Here is a 26,677-nt window from a genome sequence, read left to right as displayed (position 1 = left end):
TCATGTTCCTCGCACTGCGCGATCTGCGCTTCGCCACGGGGCGCTTCGCCGTCATGACGGCGGTGCTCGTCCTGATTTCGTTCCTCGTCGTCATGCTCTCCGGCCTCACCGCGGGCCTGGGCAACCAGTCGATCGCCGCGATCCGCGGCATCGGCGCCGAGCACTTCGCCCTCGACGGCGGCGGCACCGATCCGTCCGACGTGTCGTTCGGCGAGTCCACCGTCACCGACTCGCAACGCGCCGCACTCGCCGCGCAGCCCGGTGTGGCCGACACCGCCGTGCTCGGGGTCGCGCCCGGCCGCGTCGGGTCGGGCGGACGCGAGGTGGCGGCGGCCCTGTTCGGGGTCGCTCCCGGGTCCTTCGCGGCACCGGCAGGCCTGCGCCCGGCGACGGCGGCCGTCGACGCGCAACTCGCCGCAGACAACGGCTGGTCGCCGGGCACGATCCTGACCGTCGGCGGCCGGGAGGTCACCGTCGCCGCCCTCGTCGAGGACTCCTACTACAGCCATCAGCCCGTCGTGTGGCTCGACCTCGGCACCTGGCGCGACCTGCCCGCGACGGCCGGCGCCGACGGGACGGTGATCGCGCTGCGGACCGGACCCGGGTTCGACGCGCCCACGGTCGCGACCGCGACCGGCACGAGCGTGCTCGACACCTCCGCGACCCTGGACACCATCGGGTCGTACACCTCCGAACGCGGGTCGCTGCTGCTGATGCAGGCCATGCTGCTCGTCGTCGGCGCCCTCGTCGTGGGGGCGTTCTTCACGGTGTGGACCGTCCAGCGCAGCCGGGACATCGCGGTGCTGCGCGCGATCGGTGCCTCCACCTCCTACCTGCTGCGCGACGCCCTCGGACAGGCCGCCGTGGTGCTCGTGCTCGGAACCGGGCTGGGCACCGTCGCCGCCACCGCCGCCGGGGCGGCCGCCGCCACCGTCGTTCCGTTCACGCTGAGCGCGGCCACGACCGTCCTGCCGTTCGTCGCGCTGGTCGGGATCGGCCTCCTCGGTGCCGCGGCGGCCGTCGCCCGCATCGGCTCCGTCGACCCGCTGACCGCGCTCGCCGCGGCCCACTGAGCTGTTCGAGAGATCCGTTCGAGAAAGGCACCACCATGAGCGTGCGGCTCACCGACATCGTCCTCACCTATCCCGACGGAGACGCCACCCTGCGCGTCCTCGACGGCCTGAACTTCCACGCCGAGGCCGGCGAGACGGTCGCCGTCACCGGCCCGTCCGGATCCGGCAAGTCGAGCCTGCTCGCCGTCGCGGGACTGCTCACCGTGCCCGATTCCGGCCGAGTGGTCCTCGACGGCGTGGACACCACGGATCTCGACGCGGCGACGCGGACCCGGCTGCGGCGGGACCGGATCGGCTTCGTGTTCCAGCAGGCGAACCTGCTGCCCTCGCTGACCGCTACGGAGCAGCTCGCGCTGGTCGCGCACCTGAGCGGGCGCCGGATCGACCGGGCCCGCGCCCGCGACCTGCTCGCGGCGGTGGGGCTGACGCAGCAGGCCGACCGCCGTCCCCACCAGCTCTCCGGCGGGCAGCGGCAGCGGGTCGCGATCGCCCGCAGTCTCGTCAACGATCCTGCGGTCCTGCTGGTCGACGAACCGACGTCGGCGCTGGACGCCGACCGCAGCCGCGAGATCGTCGAACTGCTCGAACGCACGGCGCGCGAGCGCGACGTCGCCGTCGTGATGGTCACGCACGATCGGGAAGCGCTGCGGGCGGGAACGCGGTTACGCGAGTTCGCCCTCGACAAGACCTCGGCCTGAGCGTCACCGGCGGGTGCGGACGGCCTCGAGGGTGCGGGAGAAGTAGTTGTTGGCCAGTTGCATCACCACGTTGTACGGCGGGGCGAACTTGCGGGCCCACCAGTAGCCGAAACGCACGTCGAACGACGTGTACACCAGGAAGCGGTTCTTCCGGATCCCGGCGAGGATGCACCCGGCGACCTTCTCCGGCGACGCGGCGTGCCGCTCGAACCGGGCGGTGAGCTTGCGGGCGGCCGGATGGTCGCGGTCCACGCCGACGATCTGCACGGAGTTCACCAGCGGGGTGCGGACCGCACCGGGCACGACGAGCGAGACCCCGATGCGATGCCGGTGCAGGTCGAACCGCAGCACCTCGGACACGCCGCGCAGACCGAACTTGCTCGCGCTGTACGCCGCGTGCCACGGCAGGGCCAGCAGTCCCGCCGCGGAGGAGACGTTGACGAGATGCCCACCGCGGCCGGCCTCGATCATCGGCGGCACGAAGTTCTCGATGACGTGGATCGGCCCCATGAGGTTGACGTCGACCATCTGCTTCCAGTGCCGGTGCTCGAGCGCGTCGACCGTGCCCCACACCGACGTTCCGGCGACGTTGGCGACGACGTCGAGGGCCCCGGCGCGCTCGTGGACGTCGGCGGCGAAGGCGGTGACGGCGTCGTAGTCGGAGACGTCGAGCGCCGCGGCGTGCAGCACCGAGCCCCCACGTTCGCGCACGGTGTGGACCGTGTCGTCGAGACCGTCGGCGGCGAGGTCGGTGAGCACCAGTTCGGCGCCCTCCGCGGCGGCGGCCAGGGCCAGTGCCCGGCCGATACCGCTGGCCGCTCCGGTCACGAGGAACTTCCTGCCCCGCAGGTCCTTGATCGCCATGCCCGCCCCCGCTCTCGTCGTCTGCGGGCCACCTTAGCGCGACGTCGACCGCCGCGGCGCCGCGCAGGTGCCGTGGTGCAAGGAGCGTTCGTCCTCCCGTCCGCGGGGTGAGTCAGAGGCGCTGGGCCATTTCCTCCTGGTACTTGCGGATCGTCTCCTCGATGCCGTCGGCGTCGGCGTCGCGGCCTTCGCTGCGGGCGCTGTCGGCACGTTCGCGGAGCACTCGAATAGCGCGCCGCAACTCGTCGTCACTCATCCTGTGTTCCATGTCACACAGTCTCCCCGACCGCGCGGCTGTTCGGCCCGCAATCGGCGGCACGACATCGACGACGAAAGGCGCCTCCCGGCCCGGGAGACGCCCTTCGGTGGTGGAGCTGAGGGGAATCGAACCCCTGACCTCTTCGATGCGAACGAAGCGCGCTACCAACTGCGCCACAGCCCCGCGGGTTCCGTTCGGAACCGCCCGCAAACTGTAGCAAACGTGCGCGCCGGAGACGAAATTGAGGTATCGGCACAGGTCACGGCGGCGGACAATCGACCTGTGGATGCAGTGCGCCTACGTGGGGACCAGGCCCTGCGGGAGGGTCGGTGGGCCGCCGCGCTGGCCGACCTGACGTCGGTGGCGGCCGCGACCGACGATCCGGCGGCGTGGCTCGGCATCGGCGAGGCGTCGTGGTGGCTCGGGCGCCTCGACGACAGCGTCGCCGCCTGTCGCAGGGCCTACACGACGGCTCTCCGGAGCGGCGACCGGGAGAGCGCGGTTCGCTGCGCGGCGTGGCTGAGCATCAGCTACACGTCCGATTTCGGCAATCGGTCGGTGGCCCACGGTTGGGTCCGCCGGGCGCAGCGACTGCTGCCCGAGGGGGCACCGGGCGCGTTGCACGCCCTGGTGTGGGTGGCACACGCCCACCGCCTGCTCCCGGACGCCGCGGCGGCCGCGCCGTGGGTGGCGCGCGCCCTGGACGCCGCACGCCGATGCGGCGACCGGGATCTCGAACTGGTGGCACTCGCCCAGTCCGGACACGTGGCTGTGGCCCGGGGCGACCTGGAACCCGGATTCGCGCTGCTGGACGAGGCCGCGGCGGCCGCCCTGGGCGATGCGGACCGCCGATTCGACACCGTCGTGTTCGTCTGCTGCGACATGCTCGGCGCGTGTGCGCTCGCCGGCGACACCCGTCGCGCCGGCGAGTGGTGCCGCGTCGCCGAGGACTTCACCTCCCGCCGGGGGTGCCCCTTCCTGTACGTCGAGTGCCGCACCCTCTACGGGGCACTGCTGCTCACCGCGGGCCGCTGGGCGGAGGCGGACCGTCTGCTGACGGCGGTGCTCACGCTCGACGAGAAGGTCTGCCCCGCTGTCCACGCGCGCGCCGTCGCGGCCCTCGCCACGCTCCGGGTCCGGCAGGGGCGGCTCGACGAGGCCCGGGCGATGCTGGATCGATCCCCCCGCCCGACCGCGGAGTTGGACACCGCTCGCGCCGAGGTCGCCCTCGCCGACGGTGACCCCGCAACCGCCCGGCGGCTGCTCGAACGTCGCGGCGCCACGTCCCTGCTGTGCGCCCGGGCCCAGGCGGCCACGGGCGACCTGGACGCGGCGACGGCCACCGCGGCGGCGCTCGACCCCGACGGTCCCGAGGCGGTGGAGGCGGCGGGGCTGACCGCCGCGGCGCGGGGCCGCGTGGTGGCCGCAGTCGATGCCTTCGAGACGGCCGCTGCTCGCTGGGCGGACCGCGCGGCGCCGTTCGAGGCGGCCCGCTGCCTGCTCGAACTGGCCGAATCGGCGATGAACGACGATCCCACCCTCGCGGCCGCACGGGGGCGAACGGCGGTGACGATCTTCCGGGAACTCGGAGCCGTCGCCGCCGCGGACCGCTCCGCGGCCCTGTTGCGGCGTCTCGGGGTGCGCGGCCCCGGCATCCGCGCCACCGCTCGCACCGCCCCGGGCCTCGACAGCGGCCTCACCGCCCGCGAACGCGAGGTGCTGGACCTGCTCGCGGTGGGCCTGACGAATCCGGAGATCGCCGGCCGGCTGTTCGTCTCCCGCAAGACGGTGGCGCACCACGTGAGCCATATCCTCCGCAAGCTCGGCGTGCGGAACCGCTCGGAGGCCGCCGCGTATGCCGCCGCCCACCCGGAAGATGGGTCACCTGCCCGATGCGCCGTACCCGGGCGCGGCGCCACCCTCGGGACATGACGAACACGACCGAGAACTTCGGGATTTCACCGGCGGCCGCGGAGGTGTACGAGTCACGCTTCGTACCCGCGCTCTTCGCGCAGTGGGCGCCACGGCTGCTGGACCAGGCTGCGATCACGACGGGCACACGGGTGCTGGACGTGGCATGCGGAACCGGGATCGTCGCGCGCGTGGCCGCCGACCGGGTAGGGCCGTCGGGCCGGGTCGTCGGTGTCGATGTCAGCGAGGCCATGCTGGCGGTGGCACGCCGGATGTGTCCCGACGTCGAATGGCGCCGGGGTGACGCCGGCGCGCTGCCGTTCGCGGACGGTTCGTTCGATGCGGCGCTGTGCCAGATGGCGCTGATGTTCTTTCCCGATCGTGCCCGGGCGCTGCGCGAGATGCGACGCGTGGCGACGGAGGTGGTCGCCGTGTGTGTGCCGGCCGCGTTGGACGAGCAGCCGGCCTACCGGGACTTCGTCGACGTCGCGGTCCGGCACGCCGGTCCGCCCGCGGCGTCTCTCCTGGGCACCTACTGGAGTTGTGGGGACCGCGACGAACTGCGGGGATGGTTCCGCGACGCCGGACTCACCGTCGATCGGTTCACCACGCACACCGGAAGCGCGCGGTTCCCGTCCGTGGATGCGATGGTGGCGACCGAGGTCGAGGGCAGCCCGTTGATCGAACGGATCGACGCCGGCACGTACGAGGCGATCACCTCGGAGGCCCGATCGGTGCTGGCCCGGTTCACCGACCCGGACGGCTCGGTGTCGGCGCCTCTCGTGGCACACATCGTCACCGGGCGCTGAATACTCCCGAGCGGACCGACGGCTACTCGCCGGATGCCCGGCGCACCGGGTAGTCGTCGGCGTCGTAGCGGGGTTCGTACGCCTCGTAGGCGGGTTCGTCGTCCGCGTAGCGGTCCAGGTGCTCGAACACCGGGTCCTCGTCGTCGGCCTCGAGCACGACCGCGCCGGGACGGCGCAGCCGCGCCGGGACGAGACGTAACTCGTCGTCGCTGTGCGACTCGACGCCCAGGCGCGAGCGGTTCAGGCGGGCCATGCGACGACGACGGATCTCCTGTTCGACGCGCACCTGACGACGAAGGTAGACGAGGTAGCCCGCGAGGGCGGCCGTCGCGACCGCGCACAGCCACCACAGCGCCGACGAGACGACGAGGGCGAGGGCGGCGGTCATGATCGCTGCGAACAGCAGGCCGAGCACGGTGCGCTGCCGGAACTCGTAGCGCGCGGCGCGGGCCATGGCGTCGGCCTGGGGATCGAATCCGCCGCGTCCGCGGCGCTGAGGCACGAACTCCCGGGCGGGAGCACGTTCGGGACGGTCGTCGAAGTCGGTGTCGTGGTCGGTGTCGAGCTGTGTGTCCATGCGGTCCTCCGCTGGGTGGCGGTGTCTGCGGTCGTCCACCGTGCGGACGCGACCGGAGTCGTCGCCGGCAGTGGGACGGGCGGAATCCCGACTCGGACGCCAGTGGGGATCGCGGCGATGACCTGCGGCCGGCCCGCGCGGGGCGAGTGGCTCGTCGTCACCTCGGTGCAGAACCCGGGTTGCGAGTGCGGCGTCGGTCGTCTGACGGATACGGGGGCGCTTCGTGACCAGCATCGGCACCAGAACGAACAACCACACGGCGACCAACCCGATCCACAGGAGCGAGTTCGGCATTCGGCGGCCCTCCTCCCAGTCGTCGCCTACCAGTCCGTCGACGCCACTGACCCCGTCAGGTTAGCGGCCCCGAGGCCGTCACCAGGACAGAAACGCCGACTCAGATGACTACAGCTGTCACACGAGTCACGCGAACCATGTGACACTCTCTTCACTCTAGTCACACGCATATACCCACGTGTGGGTATTACTACGCATCGCTACACGTAATCTGCGTTACAGCCGTCAGGCCCAGCCGGCCCGGCCGCCCCGGATCAGCACGTCGGACACGCTGCCGGGTACCTCCTCGACCGTCATGGCGACCAGCAGATGGTCGCGGAAGCGCCCGTCGACGTCGAGGTAGCGCCGCAGCAGGCCCTCCTCGCGGAAACCCACATTGCGCAGCACCGCGCGGCTCGCGACGTTCTCCGGCCGCACCGTGGCCTCGACCCGGTGCAACCCGGCCGGGCCGAAGCAGTGGTCCAACCCGAGCGCCACCGCGGCCGTGGCCACACCCAGGCCGTTGACGTGCTTGGCCACCCAGTAGCCGATCCACGCCGACCGCAGCGCACCGCGCACGACGTTGCCCACGGTGATCTGTCCACAGAACTCCCCGTCGAGCTCGATCGCCATCGGCAGCATGTGACCCCGGCGGGCCTCCGCCCGCAGGCTGCGGTACAGCCCGGGCCACACCGTGATGTGATGGCGCATCTCCCAGGGCACGTCCCCGGTGGGCTCCCACGGCTCGAGGTGCGCCCGGTCCCGGATCCGCAGCCGGCTCCACGCCGCCGCGTCGCGCAACCGGATCGGCCGCACCGTGACCAGTCCACCGGCAACCCGCAGCGGACCCAGCTCCGCCGGCCATCCCGGATGACGGCTCATCAGCCGCGCTGTCCGAGGAAGGCGACGTCCACCGGATCGCCGGTGCGCACCTCGGTCACCTCCGGATCGATCAGCACCAGACAGTTCGCCTCGGCCAGCGTCGCCAGCAGGTGCGACGACGCGCCCGCCGCACCACCGAGCGCCTGGACCATGTACTCGCCCGTCGCCTCGTCGCGCATCAGCTGCCCCCGCAGGAATCCCTTGCGATCCGGGATCGAGGTGATCGGCGTGACGGTGCGGGCCGTGACGACGCGTCGCATCGGCTGCCGGCGCCCGAGCGCGATACGGATCAGCGGCCGCACCATCACCTCGAACACGACCAGCGCGCTGACCGGATTCCCCGGGAGCAGGAAGGTGGGCACCTCGTCGCGGCCGAGCTGGCCGAATCCCTGCACCGAGCCGGGGTGCATCGCCACCCGCTCCACCTCGAGCTTGCCGAGGTCGGCCAGCGCCTCGCGCACCTCCTCGAGCGCACCACCGCCGACGGCTCCCGCGACCACGACGATCTCGGACCGGATCAGCTGGCCCTCGACCACCTCCCGCAGGCGCTTCGGGTCGGTGCTGGCGATCCCCACGCGGTTGACGTCCGCGCCTGCGTCGCGGGCGGCCGCCGCCAGGGCGTACGAGTTGACGTCGTACACCTGGCCGGGACCCGGGGTGCGGTCCACGTCCACGAGCTCGCCGCCGACGGAGATCACCGACAGCCGGGGACGCGGATGGACCAGCACCTTGTCGCGGCCGACCGCCGCGAGCAGACCGACCTGGGCGGCGCCGATGATCGTGCCGGCCCGGACCGCGACATCGCCGGGCTGGACGTCGTCGCCCGCCCGGCGGACGTACTCACCCGACCGGACGGGACGCAGGACCTTGATACGCGCGCGGCCACCGTCGGTGCGGTCGAGCGGAAGGACGGCGTCGGCGAGGGTCGGCAGCGGCGCCCCGGTGTCCACCCGCACCGCCTGCCGCGGCTGCAGCCGGATCGGCTGACGCGACCCGGCCGAGACCTCGCCCACCACGGGCAGCGTCAACTCGATCGGTTCGCCGTCGTCGCCGATCGCATCGGTGCCCGCACCCTGGACGTCGACGCTGCGCACCGCGTAGCCGTCGATCGCGGCCTGATCGAAGCCGGGCAGGGGCCGCTCGGTGACGACCTCCTCCGCACAGAGCAGGCCCTGCGCCTCGGAGATGGCGACCCGGACCGGCCGGGGCGCCACCGCTGCCGCCGTGACCCTGGCCTGTTGATCCTCGACCGACCGCATACCGCTTCTCGTCCTCCCGACCTGTCGCGCCGTCAGTGCTTCAGGCGCTCGACGAGCCACTCCCGCAGGGAGGGGCCGTACTCCTCGCTGTTCAACGCAGAGTCAACCGCAGCGCGCAGATAGCCGCCGGGATTTCCGAGGTCGTGTCGAGTGCCCCGATGGACCACCACGTGCACGGGGTGACCCTCCTCGATGAGCAGGGCGATTGCGTCGGTGAGCTGCAGTTCACCGCCCGCACCGGGAGTGATCCGGCGCAGCGCGTCGAAGATCGCCCGATCGAGCAGATAGCGCCCGGCGGCGGCGAACGTGGACGGCGCATTCTCGGGCGCCGGCTTCTCGACCATGCCCACGACCTTCAGCACGTCCGGGTTCACGGCGTCGGGCACCTCTTCGACGTCGAAGACACCGTAGGCGCTCACCTGGTCCTTGGGCACGTCGATCGCGCACAGCACCGTGCCGCCGCGCTTGGCCCGCACCCGCTGCATGGTCTCGAGGACTCCGCGCGGCAACACGAGGTCGTCCGGCAGGAGGACGGCGACGGAGTCCTCGTCGGGATCGAGGGCGGCCTCGGCGCACGCGACGGCGTGCCCGAGTCCGAGCGGCTGCTCCTGCACCACCGACTCCACTTCGAGCAGCCCCGGCGCCTTGCGGACCTTCTCGAGCAGGTGGTACTTGCCGCTCTCCTTCAGCTTCGACTCGAGAACCAGGTCCTCGACGAAATGGGCGACGACGCCGTCCTTGCCCGGCGCCGTCACGATCACCAGTCGCTCGGCACCCGAGTCCGCGGCCTCCCCCGCCACGAGCTCGATTCCCGGCGTGTCCACCACCGGGAGGAGTTCCTTCGGCACGGTTTTGGTCGCCGGCAGAAAGCGCGTACCGAGGCCGGCCGCGGGAACCACTGCCGTGCGGAAATGGCCCGCTGCACCGGTCGCATTGTTCGTCATAGATCCCACCCTAACTTTCGGCTACCACCCGGTAGATAGGTCAGATCCTAAGGTGACGGATATGAGCGCACTCTCCAAGTCACAATGGCGGGCCCGAATCGTTGCTGCGCGACGGGCCCGTGACGACGAGGAGCGCCGCGGTGAGGACGCCGCCCTCGCCGCGGCGGCACGATCCCTGGCCCCCACCCGGGCGACGGTATGCGCCTACGTGCCGGTGGGGTCCGAGCCCGGCGCGTTGTCCCTGCTCGATGCTCTCTGCGAGGCCGGAAACCGGGTGCTGCTGCCGCTCACCCGTGCGGACAGCACCCTGGACTGGGCGCAGTACACCGGGGCCGGCGCACTCGCCCCCGCCGGGTACGGCCTGCTCGAGCCCACCGGACCGGCCCTGGGGCCGGAAGAGGTGCGCCGCGCGCACACCGTGCTGGTGCCGGCGCTCGCAGTGGACGAACGCGGCGTCCGGCTCGGTCGCGGAGCCGGCTTCTACGACCGGACGCTGCATCTCGCGGCCGCCGACGCCGTCCTCGTGGCAGTGGTCCGGGACGAGGAACTCGTACCGGAGCTGCCGGAGGATCCCCACGACATCCGGATGGGCTGGGCCCTGACGCCCGGCCGCGGCCTGGTGCCGCTGAACGGGTCGGGGAATAGAGAACCCAGGTAGCGATGTTGGCACTGTCGGCTGTAGAGTGCTAATGCTGCGGTCGCCAACCAACTCGCGGAGGATCCACCGGTGCCCACTTACTCCTATGCCTGTACGTCCTGCGACAACCGATTCGACATCGTGCAGTCGTTCACCGACGACGCCCTGACGGAATGCAACGAGTGCTCGGGCAAGCTGCGCAAGCTGTTCAATTCGGTCGGCATCGTCTTCAAGGGCAGTGGTTTCTACCGCACCGATTCCCGCAGCGGAAGCAGCACCGCCAGCGAGCCGGCCAAGTCCGACTCGTCGCCGGCCGCATCGTCGAGCACCTCGTCGTCGAGCAGCTCGTCCTCGAGCACCTCGGCACCGGCCGCAGCCGCGAGCTGACACCGTTCATCCACAAGCGGACGATTCATCCACAGTCCGCCCCTGATCGGCGCTTCGACGGGCCGGCGGGTACGACCCGACCCCTAGGGTTCGGGCCATGCCCGCCGGCCCGTTCTCGTTCCCGCACCTGCGCAATCCGCTCGACCCCACGCTGACCGACCGGCTCACGGCGCTGACTCGGCCCGGCTGGGCGCGCACCGTCGCCGTGCGCCGCGCGATCGCGGCCGGTCTCGTCGGTGTCGCGGCGGTCTCCGCCGTCACCGGCGGCGCGTCGGACGACCGGACCCGCACGGTCGTCGCCGCGCGCGACCTGCGCCCCGGGCAGACCCTCACCGTCGACGACGTCATCGTCATCGAACGCGACGCCTCCCAACTCCCGTCCGGGGCCCTCACCGACCCCGCCGAGGCCCTCGGCCACACCCTGGCCGGCCCGGTGCCCTCCGGCGAAGTCCTCGTCGGGGTGCGGATGCTCGGGCCGCGGCTCGCGGCGGCCACGACCGGCGACAGTGCGGCTCGGGTAGTGCCCGTCCGATTGGCCGACCCCGGCGTCGGGGATCTGCTCCGCGAGGGCGACCTCGTCGACGTCCTCACCGTCGCCGACGCCTCTGCTCCGTCGGCACCGGAGGTACGGGTGCTGGCAACGGGGGCGACGGTCGTGCTGGCTCAGGGAACGGAGGAGACGAACATTCGCGGAGAGAAGGTGGTGCTGCTCGCGCTGCCGCCCGAGCCCGCCACAGCCGTGGCAGCGGCCTCCCTCGTCAGCGCACTGACGGTGACCTTGCACTGAGCCGGACGACGTCCCCGCATTTCGGGTTGAACGTCATACCGGCTGGTTTATGGTGCGACTGCGAGCACGACGACAACACCTGCCTAGGAGACGCACCATGCTGAAGGGCTTCAAGGATTTCCTGCTCCGCGGAAACGTACTCGACCTCGCCGTCGCGGTCGTCGTCGGCACCGCGTTCACGGCCATCGTCACCGCCTTCACCAGCTACATCATCGAACCGCTCATCGCGGCGATCGGTGGGGACAACGAGATGGGCTGGGGCGTCCAGGTCCTGCCCGACAACCCCGAGACGTTCCTCAACTTCGGCGCCGTGGTATCGGCGATCATCAACTTCATCATCATTGCGGCCGTCGTCTACTTCGTGCTGATCGTCCCGGCGAACGCCGCCAAGAAGCGGTTCGCCACCGAGAAGGACGACACCAAGGCGAGTGCCGAGGACCTGCTCATCCAGATCCGCGACATCCTCGAGGCGCAGAGCGGTCAGAGCGGTGCGCACGCCAAGCCGAGCCTCGAAGAGCAGGAGCGATAGGCACGCACTGCGCCGGACAACGAAACAGGTTGGGCCCGCTCGGAATTCCGAGCGGGCCCAACCTGTTTCAGCCTGCGGCCGGAACGTCGCGTCAGACGGTCCAGGGCTTGCCGTAGGTGGTCACGTTGTCGCCGTTCGCGGTGATGGCGCGGACGAACGGACGGACCTGGACGGCGCCGATGACGCCGGAGGCGGTGCCGTGGACGTTGGAGAACTGGACGGTCTTGAAATCACCGTCGAACTCGCCCTCGGCGACGACGAGCTCCTCGATGCCCGGAGCCGGGGTCAGCTCGAGCTCGGCGTAGGCCTGCGGGAGGATGTCGGTCACGGTGGCGGTGGCACCGTCCGCAGCCGAGAGCTCGAGCTCCAGCTGCGGAGTGGAGTAGGTGACGCCGATGGCGCCGTCGATGCTGCCGGCCCACGCGAACTGGTAGCCGAACTGGAACGTGGTGCCCTCGGCGTCGGCAGCATCCTCACCGATCAGGTTCGCGGTGCCGCGGCCGTTGTGGAACCACTCGCGGTTGAAGGGGCTGCCACCCAGGGCCGGCACGCCGTGGATGAAGGTGTCCTCCTGGGTCACGACGACCTCGAGGCCGTCCGAGACGATCCGGTTCTGATCGTCGACCGCAGCCTGCGCGGAGCCGGTCGCACCGAGGACCAGGCCCAGGACGGCGGCACCGGACACCGCGGCGTTACGTGCGGCCTTGAAGCCACGCGACTTGATTCCCATGATTTCTCCGTATTTCTTGGTGGGGATTACTGCAGGGTGGGGCGGAGCAGGACTAGATCGTCCAGACCTTGCCGTAGGTGGTGACGTTGTCGCCGTTCGCGGTGATCACGCGGACGAAGGGGCGGACCGAGACCGCGCCGAGGACGCCGGTGGCGGCGCCGTGCACGTTGGCGAACTGCACGTGCTTGTAGTCACCGTCGAACTCGCCCTCGGCGACGACGAGCTCCTCGATGCCCGGAGCCGGGGTCAGCTCGATGCCGGCGGTGAACTGGGGCAGGATGCTGTCGACGGTGAGGGTGTTCTCGACGTCTACGGCGCTGGCATCCGGATCAATCGTGTACGCCGGGATCTTGTCTTCCGGATTGTCCGAGTTCGGATCATCGATCAGGACCGGGCGAGTCTGGTCCGGGTTGTTCGGGTCCGGTTCCGTAACAGGTACGTACACCTTGCCGGGCGAAGCTGCGACCTCGAGCTCGGCCTGCGGGCTGGACCACGCGATGCCGATCGAGCCGTCCAGGCTGCCCGACCACGCGAACTGGTAGCCGAACTGGAAGGTCGAGCCCTCGAAGTCCGCGGCGTCGGGGCCGACGATGTTGGCGATGCCGCGGCCGTTATGGAACCACTCACGGCTGAGCGGGCTGCCGCCGATCGGGGGGACACCCTGGATGAAGGTGTCCTCCTGGGTCACGATGACCTCGTGACCGTCCGACACGATCCGGTTCTGGTCGTCGACCACAGCGCCGGCGGTCCCGGTCGATCCCAGAACCAGGCCGAACACGGCGGCGGCGGCCACCGTGACGTTGCGGGCGGCCTTCACACCGCGTCGCGTCTGCATCTTCATGAATGCCTCATCCATTCTCTGCGTGCCGGGTCACGCACACGCGTCCGACAACTGCCCTGTCGCCCGCGAGGCATGCCACACCATGAACACCGGCGGGCACCCGCCCGCCGGTGCGACGTGTGCGTCATCCGCACGGTTGCGTTTCCGATTCGTGATGAAGACCGCGACGTGTGCCGTTGATCTTGACCTCAGCGAACCACGACAGAGACTAGACCGTGACCTCGAACCCCAGCAACGGCTACGTCGGCGCGCAGAGCCCCGCCGGGACGGAAATGTTTCGGCCCAGTGAAACAACGGGTGACCAGCACCCACGGCGGCACACAGAGGCCGCGCGATGTCAAATCTTAGGTTCGGCTTATCCGCATTCGTGCATACCCACAGGTGACACCCGCAAACCGGGGTGTGATGCGGTGCATCCGCCCGGTGCGACGGTGATCGACCTCACCTGAAAGGGTGCCGATGATCAAGGTGAAACGCCGAGCGGAAGGGTTACGAAGAGATTTCGAACGGTCGGCCGAGAAATGAACGACCGCCCCTCGGGAAACAACTTTAAGTGGGGTAGATCACACACTGCCGTGGTGGGGCGGGACCTGCCGTCGCAGCCACTCGTCCGAGTCGGACGACTCGTCGCCCGGCGAGCGCTCGTCGCGAGTCGTCTCGGGGAGCACGTCACCGAAGACGCGGCGGAGCCGGGCCCGGTCGATCCGGGCCCGGCCGGCGTCGCCGCGCTGCGGTGCGTCGTCCGGCGACGCACCGGCAGCACTCTCGTCCGTGCCTGTGATGGCTATCCCTCCACTCGCGACAGTTCCTCGATCACGTGCGAGGCGAGCGGCAGCAGCGTGGCCATGCCGTCGCGGATCGCGGCGCGCGACGAAGCCAGATTGGCGACCAACGTGGACCCGGACAGGCCGACCAGACCGCGGGACAGCCCGGCATCCATCGCGCCGGCGGAGAAACCGGACGAGCGCAACGCCTCCCCGATCCCCTGGAGCTCCCGGTCGAGCACATCGGACGTGGCGTCAGGCGTCACGTCGCGCGGCGACACCCCGGTCCCACCGACGGAGATCACCAGGTCCACGCCGCCGATGACGGCGGTGTTGAGGGCGTTGCGGATCTCCACCTCGTCGGCCGACACGGTGACGACACCGTCGACGGCGAACCCCGCCTCGGCGAGCAGTTCGGTCACCAGCGGTCCGGCGGAGTCCGGGTTGTCGCCGTGCGCTACCCGGTCGTCCACGATCACCACGAGGGCTCGTCCGGTCCTGGGGGTTTCGAATTCCATGATGCCCACCGTAGTTCCCCTGTCCGTCGAACGAGCTGTATGTCCGAGAATGAATCCGACGGTCGATTCTGCTCTCATCGGCCACCCGCCTCGGCCTCTGCGAGCTGCACCTCGACGGTCTTCTCGCCGCCACCCTGGGCATCGGTGTAGGTGATGCGGACGGTGTCACCGGGCGCGTAGGAACGCACGGCCGCGATCAGGGAGTCTCCGTCCGTGACGAGCCGGTCGTCCACCTTGGTGATGATCACGCCGCTCGGAATTCCGGCCCGCTCCGCCGGGCCGCCCGCGGTGACCTCCATGACCCGTGCGCCGCGCACGTCGCTCTGCGACGGCACCTGCACGCCGATGATGGCGTGGGTGGCCTTCCCGGTCTCGACGAGCTGGTCAGCGATGCGACGGGCCTGATCGACCGGGATGGCGAACCCGAGGCCGATGGATCCGGACTGTCCACCGGCGGTGGCAATGGCCGTGTTGACGCCGATCAGCCGGCCGTCCATGTCCACGAGCGCGCCACCGGAGTTGCCGGGGTTGATCGCGGCGTCGGTCTGCAGCGCGTCGATGACGGTGTTCTGGTTCCCGGTCTCCCCGCTGGTCGACACCGGCCGGTCGAGGGCCGAGACGATCCCCGTGGTCACCGTGCTCTCGAGCCCGAGCGGTGAGCCGACCGCGACGACCTGCTGGCCCACCTGCACGGCGGCGGAATCGCCGAGCTCGATCGGCGTGAGGTCGGTGCGGCCCTCGGCCCGGATCACGGCGATGTCGGAGATCGGATCGGTCCCCACGACGGTCGCCGGAGCGGAACTTCCGTCGGAGAAGTATGCGGTGAGCTGCGCGCCGGCGCCGCCGCCGGCGACGACGTGGTTGTTGGTGAGGATCAGGCCGTCGGAGGACAGGATCACCCCCGAGCCCTCGCCCTGTGCCGTGCGGCCGACCACCTCGATGCGCACGACGCTCGGCACGACCTTCTGCGCGACGGCCTGCACCGACCCCGCGGGCGCGGCGGCGACCGTCGTCGTGGACGGCCTCGGCGCGTCGAGAGCATTGGTGACGGACGCACCGCCGGTCGACTGTTGCGTGGTCCACGCGCCGACCGCGCCGCCGATGCCGCCGCTGACCAGTGCCAGCGCGACGGCGCCGAGGGCGAGCAGGCCCCGCGCGGACCGCGGTGCGCCCTGGGGTCCCGGCGCGGGCTGGGGCGGGGCGCCGAACGGCGCGGTGTGCCCGTACCCCGGACCGGAGGGGGCTTGGTAGGGATTCGGCTGGGGCGGTATCGGCTGGTGGGGCTCTCGGTGGCCGCCACCCTGGGTGGGGTCCTCGCTCATCTCATCGCTTTCGTGTACACGGCCGCCGGGTCGGTGGCTCGTCGGCTTCCAGCATGCCCGCGGCGGCTGAGAGTCCGCTTAGACCCGACGCCGATTTTCCTGTCAATCCGCCGGGTGTTCGAGGTGCGGCGCGCCGGGCAGCACGATCCGGACGAGGGCGCCCCCGCGCGACGAGGCGTCGACCGCGATGGTGCCGCCGTGCTTCATCACGACCTGCCGCACGATCGCGAGGCCCAGGCCGGATCCGGGCATCGACCGCGACGCGGTCGAACGGTAGAACCGCTCGAACACCAGCTCGCGGTCCTCCTCCGGGATGCCGGGGCCGGCGTCGTCGACGGTCAGTTCCATCAGGCCGGGCCCGAGCTGGCGCATCGACACGAGCACCTCGGCGTCGGCGGGACTCCATTTGGCGGCGTTGTCGAGGACGTTGAGCACCGCCCGCGACAGCGCGGCCTGGTCGCCGTAGACGAACCACGGTTCCGTGTGGGCCGTGAAGTCGAGGTCGGAGCGGCGCCGCCGGGCCCGTTCGAGGCTGCGCTCGACGACGTCGGAGATGTCGACCGGCTCGAACACCGTCTCGGGTGCGTCCTCGCGGGCGAGGTCGACGAGGTCCCCCACCAGGGTGGACAGCTCCTCTATCTGCGCCACGACGTCGGCGCGCAGTTCCGCCATGTCCTCCTCGGGCAGGCTCGGGGCGTCCGGCCGGCTCGCCGCGATGAGCAGTTCCATGTTCGTGCGCAACGACGTCAGCGGGGTGCGCAGCTCGTGGCCGGCATCGGCGACGAGCCGGCTCTGCCGCTCCCGCGACTCGGCGAGCGCGCGCAGCATCGTGTTGAAGCTCTCGGTGAGGCGGGCCAGCTCGTCGTGCCCGGTCACGCGGATCGGCCGCAGGTCGTCGGTGCGGGCGACCCGCTCGGCCGCCGCGGTGAGCCGCGCGACGGGGCGCAGACCGGTGCGTCCGACCGTCGCACCGGCGGCCGCGGCGAGCACCACCCCGCACCCGCCGACAACGAACAGCACGCTCGCGAGCCGTTTCAGGATGTCCGCGGTGGGCTGCAGTCGCTGCGAGATGACGATGGTGCTGCCGTCGGGGATGCGCTGCGCGAGCACCCGCTGATGACCGACGGTGCGCAGCGACGACTCCCGTTCGCCCTTCGCGACGGCGAACTCGGCGCTGCCGATCGGGACGGAGGATCCGGGTGGCACGTACTGCCCCAGGTCGGGATAGACGAGCGCCACGCTGATGTCGGAGCTGTAGAGCTGGGCGCCACCGATGTAGCGGGGGTCGTAGGTGATGAGGGTGCTGCTCTCGACGAGCGCGGCGGCGCGCGCCCGCAACTGCTTGTCGACGTCGGCGTAGAGAGCGCGCGCGACCACCGCATACGCCGCGATCGAGGTGACCGCGACGGCGATCGCCACGGCGCCGGCCGCCAGCAGCGTGACACGACGGCGCAGCGGCACCGACCGGGTCAGCAGCAGCGGGGGCCGCATCGGGCGCCCGGAATCCGGGTCGGCGCCTTCGAGTCGGGTCACGGCGGGGTTTCCCGCAGGACGTAGCCGACGCCGCGCACCGTGTGGATCAGGCGCGGCTCACCCTCGGCCTCGGTCTTGCGGCGCAGGTACCCCACGTAGACCTCGAGGGCGTTGCCCGAGGTGGGAAAGTCGTAGCCCCACACCTCCTCGAGGATCCGGCTGCGGCTCAGGACGCGGCGGGGGTTCGCCATGAGCATTTCCATGAGGGCGAACTCGGTGCGGGTGAGACTGATCGAGCGGGCACCGCGGGTGACCTCACGGGTGGACGGGTTCAGGGTCAGGTCCGCGAACCGCAGCGTCTCCTCCGACTCGGCCGGGTCGGGTGAGGCGCGACGGAGCAGCGCGCGCAGCCGGGCGAGCAGTTCCTCGAGCGCGAACGGCTTGGGCAGGTAGTCGTCGGCGCCGGCGTCCAGGCCCGCGACGCGCTCGGAGACGGAATCCCGGGCGGTGAGCACGAGGATGGGGAGGTCGTCGCCGGTGCTGCGCAGTCGGCGGCACACCTCGAGGCCGTCGACCCGCGGCATCATCACGTCGAGGACCATCGCGTCGGGCCGTTCGGCCGCGACGTGTTCGAGGGCGTCCTGCCCGTCCGTGGCGAGCTCGACGCTGTATCCGTTGAAGCTCAGTGATCGGCGCAGGGACTCCCGCACCGCCCGGTCGTCGTCGACCACCAGAATGCGCATGGCTTCCAGTGTGGACCCGACCGCTGAGAGGTGTCTGAGAGGAGGGCGGCGTGTCCGGCGAGGGAATCGCGGGGGGTTGCGATCCCCTCGCCGGCCGTCACACCTCGTTGGGGTCGATCACTCCGAGCCGCACGGCCTTGACGAGCCGTCGCGGCACGTGGTGGGTGACACCGGCGACGGTGACCGGCACCAGGGCCGGGGCCTGCGCGTTCCACTGCGAGCGTCGGCTGCGGGTGTTGGACCGGGACATCCGGCGCTTGGGTACTGCCATCGTGGTTCTCCTCGGGTGGGTCGGTCAGGGACGGCGGCGCTTGCCGTACTTGCGTTCGAACTTCTCGACGCGGCCCGCGGCGTCGAGCACCCGGGCAGTTCCCGTCCAGAAGGGGTGGGACTCGCTGGTGGCGTCCACGACGATCAGCGGGTAGGTGTTGCCGTCGGACCATTCGACCGTGCGGTCGGAGGTGACGGTGGAGCGGGTGAGGAACGTCGATCCGGTGTTCGCGTCCTGGAACACCACGGGGCGGTAGTCGGGGTGGATGCCGGGCTTCATGCTCGTCCTTCTCCTTCTGTCGGTGCGGCGTCGGCTGTGGGTGCCGGGAGGTCGTCGCACGGGTCTTCGTGGTAGTCGCCGAACGGGTCGTCCCATGTCGGCCAGGCCGCCGGGTCGGCGAACTCCTCGTCGGTGAGCAGCGCCCACTCCAGGGCGCGACGGATCTCGTCGGGGTCGGCGTCGTGGGTGAGGATCACCATCGAGGTGTCGCGGTCTCCGTAGGTGTCGTCCCAGCGCAGCGCCGCCATGGCGCGCCGTTCGCCGGAGACTCGTTGCTGCTGCTCGGGAGTCATCGCGGCGAGCCACGGTCCGGCGTGGGCGACGCGCAGCCCTTCCCCGGCGGACTCGATCAGCAGCGCGGTGTCCGGTTGCGTCGCGACCCAGGCCCGCCCGCGAGCCCGGACGACGCCGTCGAGGAGGACGTCGATCGCCTCGTGCAGGCGCTGCGGGTGGAAGGGCCGGCGGGCACCGAACTCGAGCAGCCGCACGCCGCAATCCTCGCCGAGCGGTGGCTGGCCGCGCAGCAGCGGCGAGTGGGCGTCGGAGACCGTCCCGCGCCGCGCCCCGGCGGGGATCTGCCGGAGCAGGTGTTCGACGTCGACGTCCTCACCCCACGCGACGGGGGCGTCGGGCGCGAGCCGGGCGAGCACCGCATGCAGCTTCGCCTGGTGCCAGCCGTCGGCGCCGGGCCGGACGACGAGAGCGTCGGCGAATTCGACCTGGCCCACGACGACCTGGGCGACGGTGCGGTCGTCGTCGAGTTCCTCGTCGCCGGTGGCGTCGGCGAGCCACGTGGCGGCGTCGATGCAGGTGACGGTGGCCTCGATCCGCACGTCGTGGGCGGCGGGTCCGTCGATCTGCCCGACGATGCCGGAGACGACGACGTGCTCGACGGCCCAGCACAACGCCTCGGGTTCGAGCAGCGGGTCGAGCAGCAGGACGATGCGGTCGACGTTGCTGCGGGCATGCAGGCGGCGCAGCAGCGGGAGCAGATCCTCGCGGAGGGTGCAGGAGACGCAGCCGTGGGCCAGTTCGAGCACGTCGAGGCGGTGATCGTGCTCGGTGGTGAGGGTGCGGCGCACGACGCCCTCACCGACGTGGACGAGGTCGTGATGCACCACGACGGTCCCCGGACGCAGCAGGGCCCGCGCGGTCCGTTCGGTGGGTCCGCGCCGGCCGGAGACGACGATCAGCGGCGTTCTGGTGTCCACCGGAGCCCCTTTCGATAACGATTGTCATTAGCTCGCCGAGAGCGTACAGTCGCTCGGGCCATTTGTCGAAAACGATTGTCGTTACGCCCACGGGGCGCCGACAGAAGGGAGCCCGCCGTGTCGGCGCACTGCCAGGTGACCGGACGCAAGCCCGGCTTCGGGAAATCCGTCTCCCATTCCCACGTCCGCACCAACCGGCGCTGGGACCCGAACATCCAGCGCAAGACCTACTACCTGCCGTCCGAGGGACGCCGCGTCACCCTGACGCTCTCCGCGAAGGGCATCAAGACCGTCGACCGCGACGGCATCGAGGCCGTCGTCGCCCGTCTCCGCGCCCGGGGAGTGAAGCTCTGATGGCCCGCAACGAGATCCGGCCCATCGTCAAGCTCCGCTCCACCGGCGGCACCGGCTACACGTACGTCACCCGCAAGAACCGGCGCAACGATCCCGACCGGCTCGTCCTGCGCAAGTACGATCCCGTGCTGCGCCGCCACATCGACTTCCGCGAGGAGAAGTAGGTCATGGCCAAGAAGTCGAAGATCGCACGCAACGAGCAGCGGGCGCTCGTCGTCGCCCGCTACGCCGAACGTCGCGCGGAGCTGAAGGAGATCGTGCGGCGACCGTCGAGCACCGACGCGCAGCGCCGCGCCGCACAGACCGCCCTGCAGCGTCTGCCGCGCGACGCCAGTCCGGTACGATTGCGCAATCGAGACGCTGCGGATGGACGTCCGCGCGGCCACCTGCGGAAGTTCGGGCTCTCACGCGTGCGCGTGAGGGAGCTCGCGCACCGCGGCGAGCTGCCCGGCGTCCACAAGTCGAGCTGGTGAGGAGCGAGTCATGGCAGTCAAGAGGGGCCCGTCGAAGAAGTCGCGTGCCGTGGAAGGCCGCAAGCCCAAGAAGAACCCGCTGTTCGCGGCGAAGATCGAGTACGTCGACTACAAGGACGTGAACCTGCTCCGCACGTTCATCTCCGATCGCGGCAAGATCCGCAGCCGTCGCGTGACCGGCCTGACCCCGCAGCAGCAGCGTCAGGTGGCCACCGCGGTGAAGAACGCCCGCGAGATGGCCCTGCTGCCCTTCACCACCACCAGCAAGTAGAGCTCCACTCGCGGCGAGGGCCGCGCGGGCACGTGCCCGCGCGGCCCTCGCCGCATTCGTGGACCGTCGAGTGCGCAGTTCTCGTGCCACTGCCCGGCGTGTCGCCACGAGAAGTGCACACTCGCGCGAGTTGTCCACAGGACCCCGTGACCGCGGTTCCCTCCGGTACGGCCACCGGGCATTCTCGGCGATCATGGGGGAATTCGACGAACCGTTCCTGGGGACGCACGCCGTCCAGGCGGGCATTCTGACGCCGCATCAGCTCCGGCGATTCCGGCGCGTCCATCGGAATGTGTACATCCACCGGGACGCGGCCGTCGCACCGTGCAGCCGCGCGCGAGCGGCATGGCACTGGGCGGGGGGCGACGGAGTGCTGGCCGGCTACTCGGCTGCGGCCCTGTTCGGCAGCCGGTGGATCGATGCGACCGCGCCCGCGGAGCTGATCCGGCGCGGTAGCCGCAGGGGTCGTCGTGCACGCCGGGACGCTCCCCGACGACGAGGTGTGCGAGTTGGCAGACATGCGAGTGACGTCACCGGCTCGCACCGCGTTCGACCTCGGCCGTCGCCTCGCCCTGGATGCCGCGGTCGAACAGCTCGACGCACTGTGTCGTGCCACTCGCTCCGATCCTGCGTGTGTCGCCGAACTGGCCGATCGGCACAGCGGCGCCCGTGGCGTGCAGCGGTTGCGGGAGGCCCTGGCGCTGGTGGACCCAGGAGCCGAGTCGCTTCCGGAAACGCGGGTGCGGCTGCTTCTCGTGCGCGGCGGCCTCCCCCGCCCCAGCACCCAGGTCCCGGTCGTAGGGGTGGACGGACGCATTCTGGGCTGGGCCGACCTGGGCTGGAAGCAATGGCGCACCGTCGTCGAGTACGACGGCATCCATCACTGGACGGACGAGCGCCAGCGCACCAAGGACATCGAACGATACGAGGCCTTCGCGGCGCTGGGCTGGTCCGTCGTCCGCGTCAACTCCGAGCAGCTTCGCCTGCGCCCCGCGTCGATCGTGGCACGCGTGCGGGCGCGACTTCGATCGGCGGGCGCTCCGGTCTGACCGCCGAGTGCGCACTTCTCGTGCCACTGCCCGGCGTGTCGCCACGAGAAGTGCGCGCTCACGGGACTTGACCTCACGGGACGACGGACGCCCGCAGGGCAGGCGCGGCGGGCCGACGCAGGGCGTGCGCGACGTCGTCGAGCCGGACCGGTGCCGCGACGAGCTCGTCCCACGGGTACGTCCCCGCGGTGCGGGTCAGGAAGGCCACGGCACGACGCAGGTGGGCGGGCTCGTAGTTGTGGACTCCGGTGACGGTGAGCCACCCGCGCACGACGGCCTCGGGGTCGACGGGCACCGATGGGCCGGGCGTCACGGATCCCGCCAGGACGAGGCGGCCGCCGACGTCGAGCCGGTGCAGGCACTCCCCCACCGCGACGACGGATCCCGAGAAGTCGAGCGCGACGTCGACGGAGCCGCCTTCGTCGCCGACGCCTCCGAACCGCTCGGCGACCGCGACCCGCTCCGCGTCCGGGTCGGCGACGCGCACATCGGCGCCGGCCTCCGCGCACAACGCGGTCGCAGTGACCCCGAGCATGCCCGCGCCGCACACCAGGACCCGCCGTCCGGCGACGTCACCGGCCGCCTCGACGGCGGCGACCGCCGTCGCCGTCGCACATGCCGCCGGGGCCGCGACGACGTCCGGCACCGTGTCCGGCACCCGGACCACGCCCACTCCGGCCGGCAGCACGATGTGCCGGGCGTAGGTGCCGGACAACCCCCAGGCGCCGTCGAAAGGTTCGTGACCCACCTTGCGCAGGGTCCGGCACTTGGCGGTCCGGCCGGACCCGCACCTGTCGCACGCACCGCACGAGGCCGTGACGGTCCACACGACCCGCGTGCCGACGACGGTCCCCGCACCGGGTCCGGCCGCGACGACCTCGCCGACGGCCTCGTGTCCGAGCACCGACGGCTGGGGCCCGGCCCGTCGTCCGGCGACGGTGTGCAGGTCGCTGCCGCACACCGTCGCGAGCCGGATCCGTACCAGCAGTTCCCGGTCACTGAGGCGCGGGACGGGCACGTCGCGCACGTCGACGCCGGTGCCCGTCCACACGGCCGCGCGCGTCAGACCACCAGCGACCGGATCCATCCCGACACCCTTTCGATCAGGTAGACGACGGCGAACACGACGAGCACGATCGCTCCGGCGAACTCGAAGTTCAGGGTCCGGATCGCCTCGAAGAGCAGGAAGCCGACTCCGCCGGCGCCGACGATGCCGAGCACCGTCGAGGTGCGGATGTTGACGTCGAGCAGGTAGAGGCTCGAGCCGATCACGGACGGCACCGCCTGCGGAATCACCGCCGCGAACAACGTCTTCCACCAACCGCAGCCCACGGCCCGCGCCGCCTCGACGGGACCGGGGTCGATCTCCTCGACGGCGTCCGCCACGAGCTTGCCGAGGAATCCCACGGATCCGAGAGCGAGCGCGCACGCCCCGGCGACGGGGCCGAGTCCGATCGCGGCGACGAAGATCACCGCGAGGATCAGTTCGGGCACCGCGCGGACGAACAGGATCACCGAGCGCGCCGACCAGTACACGGCCGGATGCGGGGACACGTTGCGGGCGGCGAGTATCCCGAACGGCAGCGAGAGCACGATGCCGGCGGCCGTGGCGACCGCACCGATCGCGAGGGTTTGGAGCACGGCGTCGACCAGCTTGCCGCCGACCGCGGTGAAGTCCGGCGGGAGCAGACGGGTGAACACCTCGAGCGAGGGGCCGATCCACGTGAGCAGCGCGCGCGGGTCGATACGCAGGCTGATCAGCGCACCGACGGTGGCGGCGGCGACCGCGCCGGAGAAGATGAGTCGCGCGGCCTTCTCGCGGCGCGGATCCGGATCGGTGGGTGCCAGCAGGGTCCGCCGGACGAGGACCGCGAGCACCTCCATCGCGGCGATGATCGCGAGGATCACGCACACGATGCCCAGCGCCCGCGGATACACCAGACCGCGCAGGGCGTCCTGGAGCGCGAACCCGATGCCGCCGGCGCCGACGAATCCGAGCACGACGGAGGTGCGCAGGTTGATGTCGATGCGGTAGACGAACGTCCCCAGCCAGGCGGGAACCACCTGGGGCAACACGGCATTGATCATCTCGCGGACGTACCCGGCCCCCGTGCTGCGGACCGCCTCCCGGGGCCCGGGCTCGGTCTGCTCGACGGGGTCGGCGAACAGCTTGCCGAGCATGCCGATGGAGTGCAGGGCGAGCGCGAGCACGCCGGGTAGGACGCCGATCCCGAGGGCGCGGACGAACAGCACCGCGAACAGCAGGTCCGGCACCGCCCGGCAGAAGGTGATCACCGCGCGCGCCACCGTGTACACGGCGGGGTGCGGGGTGGTGTTGCGGGCGGCCAGGAAGGCCAGCGGCACCGACGCGACGGTCGCGAGCACCGTGCCGAGCACCGCCATCAGCAGGGTGTCGAGGGCGAGCTTCCAGATCCGGCCCGGATCGTCGAGGGTTGGGGGCAGCATGCGGCCGAGCAGGCCGGCGACGTCGTCGAGCCCGTCGAGCAGCGCCGCGGGGGCGAAGTCGATGTAGCGGGCGGAGGCCAGGACGGCGAGGAACGCGACAGCCCCGCACGTCCCCAGCAGACGCCGGCGGCGGACGGCCGACCCCGGCAGGTGCCGCCCGACGCGGTCGGGCGGCGCGGGCGCGAGGGCGGTGCTCACGACGGTCCCGTCGGCGCCGAGGCCGGCTGGGCGGCCGGGTCGACCCGTCGATAGATGTCCATGGCGTCGGCCCGGCTCAGTTCCACGGCGGGCCGGTCGAGCACCTTCCGCCCGCCGCGCAGGCCGACGATCCGATGGGCCCAGCCCAGCGCAAGGTCCACCTGGTGCAGGGTGCACACGACGGTGAGCGTGTCCTCCATGCACACCCGGAAGAGCAGGTCCATCACCACCCCGGCGTTCTCGGGGTCGAGGGACGCGACCGGTTCGTCGGCGAGCAGGACGGTGGGGCGCTGCATCAGCGTCCGCGCGATCGCGACTCGCTGCTGCTGCCCACCGGAGAGGGTGTCGGCGCGGCGGTCCGCGAGGTCGGCCAACCCGACGCGGTCGAGATGGGCGAGGGCCTCGGTGCGCATCCGCCTCGGGTACGTCGCGGCGCCGTAGCGGGGAACGCGCAGCCGTCCGAGTCCGCCGACGAGGACGTTCTCGAGGCAGCTGAGCCGGCCGACTAGGTTGAAGTGCTGGAAGACGAACCCCACGTCCCGGCGCAGGTTGCGCAGCTCGGCGCGCGACGCCAGATCGACGCGGGTGCCGGCCACCTCCACGGCCCCGTCGGTGACGCTGTGCAGGCCGTTGAGGCAGCGCAGCAGCGTCGACTTGCCGGAGCCGGACAGGCCCAGCAGCACGACGAGTTCGCTGCGGTGCACGGCGAGGTCGACACCGTCGAGAGCCACGGTACCGCCGAACTTCTTCGTGACGCGACGGGCGGAGACGACGACGTCGTCGCCCGCGACGGTCGGGGCGTCGTCGCCCACGACGGTGTGATCGCTGTTCAATTCAGTCCTTGCACTTGTCGGATTCGGTCAGGGCGCACACCTCGCGCACGCCCTCGTAGTCGGCGTCGGTCGCGGAGACGACGCCCCATGCCCGTTCGTCGGTGATACGGCACTCGCCCTCGCACAGTCCTGCGGCGCGCATGTGATCGGCGTTGGCCTTGTCGACGAAGATCGCGCGGAGCCGGTCGACGACGTCGGCACCGAGCGAGTTGCTCGCCACGAACAGCGAGCCGGCGATCGTCTCGGACTCCCAGACCTTCTTCAGTTCGCCTTCCTCCAGGTCACCGCTGGCGATCATGGTCTCGTCGACCATGGTGTCGAAGGCGAAGCCCGCATCGCAGTCGCCGGCGGCGATCGCGAGGGCCGACGCGTCGTGGCCGCCCGCGTAGACCGGGTTCACACCGGCGGCGACGGCCTGCTCGGTGCCGGATTCGACGACGCCGGCCTCGATGAGTCCCGCGGAGGGGTACAGGAATCCGGACGTGGAGCCCGGATCCACGAAGCACACGTCCTTGCCGGCGAAGTCGTCGATGCCGTCGATCTCGGTGTTGTCGGAGCGGGTGAGGCCGTAGGACCGGTAACCCGGCTCTCCGCCGGGTTCCTGGACGACGGCGCCGAGCGGGCTGACGGCGGCGCCGTTGACGCCGGCCACGACGTAGGCGAACGGACCGAAGAAGGCGAGGTCGACGTTGTCGGCGATGATGCCCTCGACCACGCCGGCGTAGTCGGAGGCCTGCACGAACTCGACCTCGGCGCCGGTCTCGCGCTCGAGGAGCGCGAGGAGCGGATCGTAACTGGCCTGCAGATCCGCCGAGTTCTCCGCGGGAATCGCGGCCAGGGTGAGCTTCTCGGGGAAGCCCTGAGCATTGACGGCGTCGGGATCGGAGCCGCCGCAGGCGGTGAGGGTGAGAGCGAGGCCGGTCGCGAGCGAGGCCGCGGCGACCGTGCGGCGGGAGAAGTACGGGTGCATGTCGGGAGTCCTCGGGGTCGGA

Annotated in this window: 31 protein-coding genes, 1 tRNA gene and 1 pseudogene; 13 read left to right on the top strand and 20 right to left on the bottom strand. The window is 71.2% G+C overall.

The features are described 5' to 3' along the window. The first annotated feature begins 2 nt into the window (after positions 1-2). Both F1734_RS07745 and F1734_RS07740 read left to right on the top strand, forming a co-directional pair. Entirely contained in the window at positions 3-1,073 is a 1,071-nt protein-coding gene (locus F1734_RS07745; RefSeq protein WP_010592999.1) for an ABC transporter permease, read from the top strand. 35 nt (positions 1,074-1,108) lie between these two features. Beyond that, positions 1,109-1,771 carry an ABC transporter ATP-binding protein gene (locus tag F1734_RS07740; protein WP_010593000.1) on the top strand — a complete coding sequence of 221 codons (663 nt, stop codon included), beginning with the start codon at positions 1,109-1,111 and terminating at the stop codon, positions 1,769-1,771. 3 nt (positions 1,772-1,774) lie between these two features. Here F1734_RS07740 and F1734_RS07735 read toward each other — a convergent pair whose 3' ends face one another. The 3 genes from F1734_RS07735 to F1734_RS07725 form a co-directional block, all read right to left on the bottom strand. Further along, positions 1,775-2,635, bottom strand: a complete 861-nt coding sequence (locus F1734_RS07735) for an SDR family oxidoreductase (protein ID WP_040274443.1) — start codon at positions 2,633-2,635, stop codon at positions 1,775-1,777. A gap of 112 nt (positions 2,636-2,747) precedes the next feature. Continuing rightward, positions 2,748-2,891, bottom strand: a complete 144-nt coding sequence (locus F1734_RS07730; RefSeq protein ID WP_155621893.1) for a hypothetical protein — start codon at positions 2,889-2,891, stop codon at positions 2,748-2,750. 110 nt (positions 2,892-3,001) lie between these two features. Continuing rightward, positions 3,002-3,077: transfer RNA gene (locus F1734_RS07725), tRNA-Ala, on the bottom strand. Positions 3,078-3,176: 99 nt separating this feature from the next. On the opposite strand from F1734_RS07725, the gene F1734_RS26415 reads away from it, so the two are divergent. Then, positions 3,177-4,826 (top strand): LuxR family transcriptional regulator, encoded by a 1,650-nt coding sequence (locus F1734_RS26415; RefSeq protein ID WP_274382445.1) that lies wholly within the window; start codon positions 3,177-3,179, stop codon positions 4,824-4,826. Then, positions 4,823-5,614 carry a class I SAM-dependent methyltransferase gene (locus F1734_RS07715; protein ID WP_017679461.1) on the top strand — a complete coding sequence of 264 codons (792 nt, stop codon included), beginning with the start codon at positions 4,823-4,825 and terminating at the stop codon, positions 5,612-5,614. Before F1734_RS26415 ends, F1734_RS07715 begins: the two co-directional genes overlap by 4 nt. Before the next feature lie 22 nt (positions 5,615-5,636). Here the strand turns inward: F1734_RS07715 and sepX are convergent, their stop codons facing one another. From sepX to F1734_RS07695, 4 genes are all read right to left on the bottom strand, one after another. Beyond that, entirely contained in the window at positions 5,637-6,485 is an 849-nt protein-coding gene (sepX, locus tag F1734_RS07710) for a divisome protein SepX/GlpR (protein WP_010593004.1), read from the bottom strand. A gap of 225 nt (positions 6,486-6,710) precedes the next feature. Next, the gene (locus F1734_RS07705) at positions 6,711-7,346 is read right to left on the bottom strand and encodes a GNAT family N-acetyltransferase (protein WP_140188366.1); all 636 of its coding nucleotides are present in this window, start codon (positions 7,344-7,346) and stop codon (positions 6,711-6,713) included. Continuing rightward, a complete protein-coding gene (glp, locus tag F1734_RS07700) occupies positions 7,346-8,605 on the bottom strand; it encodes a molybdotransferase-like divisome protein Glp (RefSeq protein WP_010593006.1) in 1,260 nt (419 codons plus the stop codon). Before glp ends, F1734_RS07705 begins: the two co-directional genes overlap by 1 nt. Positions 8,606-8,637: 32 nt before the next feature. Then, positions 8,638-9,549: a UTP--glucose-1-phosphate uridylyltransferase gene (locus F1734_RS07695; protein WP_003937797.1), complete on the bottom strand. Its 912-nt coding sequence runs from the start codon at positions 9,547-9,549 to the stop codon at positions 8,638-8,640. A 61-nt stretch (positions 9,550-9,610) separates the two neighbouring features. Here F1734_RS07695 and F1734_RS07690 point away from each other — a divergent pair, with 61 nt between their 5' ends. The 4 genes from F1734_RS07690 (at position 9,611) to mscL (ending at position 11,889) form a co-directional block, all read left to right on the top strand. Beyond that, positions 9,611-10,207 (top strand): 5-formyltetrahydrofolate cyclo-ligase, encoded by a 597-nt coding sequence (locus F1734_RS07690; protein ID WP_140188365.1) that lies wholly within the window; start codon positions 9,611-9,613, stop codon positions 10,205-10,207. 69 nt (positions 10,208-10,276) lie between these two features. After that, positions 10,277-10,573, top strand: a complete 297-nt coding sequence (locus F1734_RS07685; protein WP_010593008.1) for an FmdB family zinc ribbon protein — start codon at positions 10,277-10,279, stop codon at positions 10,571-10,573. Between the two features lie 97 nt (positions 10,574-10,670). Next, complete coding sequence (locus F1734_RS07680; protein ID WP_140188364.1) at positions 10,671-11,360, top strand: SAF domain-containing protein; 690 nt, start codon at positions 10,671-10,673, stop codon at positions 11,358-11,360. Positions 11,361-11,457: 97 nt separating this feature from the next. Continuing rightward, the gene (gene mscL / locus F1734_RS07675; protein WP_140188363.1) at positions 11,458-11,889 is read left to right on the top strand and encodes a large-conductance mechanosensitive channel protein MscL; all 432 of its coding nucleotides are present in this window, start codon (positions 11,458-11,460) and stop codon (positions 11,887-11,889) included. Positions 11,890-11,980: 91 nt separating this feature from the next. Here the strand turns inward: mscL and F1734_RS07670 are convergent, their stop codons facing one another. The 9 genes from F1734_RS07670 to mrf form a co-directional block, all read right to left on the bottom strand. Then, entirely contained in the window at positions 11,981-12,619 is a 639-nt protein-coding gene (locus tag F1734_RS07670; protein WP_010593010.1) for an MspA family porin, read from the bottom strand. A 52-nt stretch (positions 12,620-12,671) separates the two neighbouring features. Continuing rightward, positions 12,672-13,460 (bottom strand): MspA family porin, encoded by a 789-nt coding sequence (locus tag F1734_RS07665; protein WP_140188362.1) that lies wholly within the window; start codon positions 13,458-13,460, stop codon positions 12,672-12,674. 784 nt (positions 13,461-14,244) lie between these two features. Continuing rightward, on the bottom strand, positions 14,245-14,742 hold the full coding sequence (locus F1734_RS07660) for a MogA/MoaB family molybdenum cofactor biosynthesis protein (protein ID WP_026137469.1): 498 nt from the start codon (positions 14,740-14,742) through the stop codon (positions 14,245-14,247). Positions 14,743-14,816: 74 nt separating this feature from the next. Then, on the bottom strand, positions 14,817-16,064 hold the full coding sequence (locus F1734_RS07655) for a S1C family serine protease (protein ID WP_203011497.1): 1,248 nt from the start codon (positions 16,062-16,064) through the stop codon (positions 14,817-14,819). Between the two features lie 102 nt (positions 16,065-16,166). Beyond that, on the bottom strand, positions 16,167-17,555 hold the full coding sequence (locus F1734_RS07650) for a HAMP domain-containing sensor histidine kinase (RefSeq protein WP_238424164.1): 1,389 nt from the start codon (positions 17,553-17,555) through the stop codon (positions 16,167-16,169). Between the two features lie 38 nt (positions 17,556-17,593). Next, positions 17,594-18,280 (bottom strand): response regulator transcription factor, encoded by a 687-nt coding sequence (locus F1734_RS07645; protein ID WP_017679452.1) that lies wholly within the window; start codon positions 18,278-18,280, stop codon positions 17,594-17,596. Between the two features lie 97 nt (positions 18,281-18,377). After that, positions 18,378-18,551, bottom strand: coding sequence for a 50S ribosomal protein L32 (gene rpmF / locus F1734_RS07640; protein WP_040274431.1), 174 nt, complete (start codon positions 18,549-18,551; stop codon positions 18,378-18,380). A gap of 24 nt (positions 18,552-18,575) precedes the next feature. Then, positions 18,576-18,830: a type B 50S ribosomal protein L31 gene (locus F1734_RS07635; protein WP_203011495.1), complete on the bottom strand. Its 255-nt coding sequence runs from the start codon at positions 18,828-18,830 to the stop codon at positions 18,576-18,578. Next, positions 18,827-20,041: a ribosome hibernation factor-recruiting GTPase MRF gene (gene mrf / locus F1734_RS07630; protein WP_040274427.1), complete on the bottom strand. Its 1,215-nt coding sequence runs from the start codon at positions 20,039-20,041 to the stop codon at positions 18,827-18,829. Before mrf ends, F1734_RS07635 begins: the two co-directional genes overlap by 4 nt. A gap of 117 nt (positions 20,042-20,158) precedes the next feature. Here mrf and rpmB point away from each other — a divergent pair, with 117 nt between their 5' ends. The 5 genes and pseudogenes from rpmB to F1734_RS07605 all read left to right on the top strand — a co-directional run bounded on the left by rpmB (position 20,159) and on the right by F1734_RS07605 (position 22,188). Further along, on the top strand, positions 20,159-20,395 hold the full coding sequence (gene rpmB, locus F1734_RS07625; protein ID WP_017679448.1) for a 50S ribosomal protein L28: 237 nt from the start codon (positions 20,159-20,161) through the stop codon (positions 20,393-20,395). Next, entirely contained in the window at positions 20,395-20,559 is a 165-nt protein-coding gene (gene rpmG, locus F1734_RS07620; RefSeq protein ID WP_003937781.1) for a 50S ribosomal protein L33, read from the top strand. The genes rpmB and rpmG overlap by 1 nt, the downstream gene beginning before the upstream one ends. Before the next feature lie 3 nt (positions 20,560-20,562). After that, positions 20,563-20,868: a 30S ribosomal protein S14 gene (gene rpsN / locus F1734_RS07615; protein WP_203011494.1), complete on the top strand. Its 306-nt coding sequence runs from the start codon at positions 20,563-20,565 to the stop codon at positions 20,866-20,868. Positions 20,869-20,878: 10 nt separating this feature from the next. Then, positions 20,879-21,139, top strand: a complete 261-nt coding sequence (rpsR, locus tag F1734_RS07610; protein ID WP_003937779.1) for a 30S ribosomal protein S18 — start codon at positions 20,879-20,881, stop codon at positions 21,137-21,139. 193 nt (positions 21,140-21,332) lie between these two features. Next, positions 21,333-22,188: pseudogene (locus tag F1734_RS07605) on the top strand (DUF559 domain-containing protein). Positions 22,189-22,261: 73 nt separating this feature from the next. On the opposite strand, the gene F1734_RS07600 reads toward F1734_RS07605, so the two are convergent. From F1734_RS07600 to F1734_RS07585, 4 genes are read right to left on the bottom strand one after another with little or no spacing between them, the layout of a single operon-like run. Further along, positions 22,262-23,275, bottom strand: a complete 1,014-nt coding sequence (locus F1734_RS07600) for a zinc-binding dehydrogenase (RefSeq protein ID WP_203011493.1) — start codon at positions 23,273-23,275, stop codon at positions 22,262-22,264. Further along, complete coding sequence (gene phnE / locus F1734_RS07595; RefSeq protein ID WP_203011492.1) at positions 23,251-24,852, bottom strand: phosphonate ABC transporter, permease protein PhnE; 1,602 nt, start codon at positions 24,850-24,852, stop codon at positions 23,251-23,253. The genes F1734_RS07600 and phnE overlap by 25 nt, the downstream gene beginning before the upstream one ends. Next, positions 24,849-25,685, bottom strand: a complete 837-nt coding sequence (gene phnC, locus F1734_RS07590; RefSeq protein ID WP_017679443.1) for a phosphonate ABC transporter ATP-binding protein — start codon at positions 25,683-25,685, stop codon at positions 24,849-24,851. Before phnC ends, phnE begins: the two co-directional genes overlap by 4 nt. A 1-nt stretch (position 25,686) precedes the next feature. Beyond that, entirely contained in the window at positions 25,687-26,655 is a 969-nt protein-coding gene (locus tag F1734_RS07585) for a phosphate/phosphite/phosphonate ABC transporter substrate-binding protein (protein ID WP_203011491.1), read from the bottom strand. Positions 26,656-26,677: the final 22 nt, after the last annotated feature.

Source organism: Rhodococcus ruber, assembly GCF_016804345.1.
Lineage (GTDB): Bacteria > Actinomycetota > Actinomycetes > Mycobacteriales > Mycobacteriaceae > Rhodococcus > Rhodococcus ruber.
Note: the sequence above shows the minus strand (reverse complement) of the source record. Positions and strands in the feature narration are given on the sequence as shown.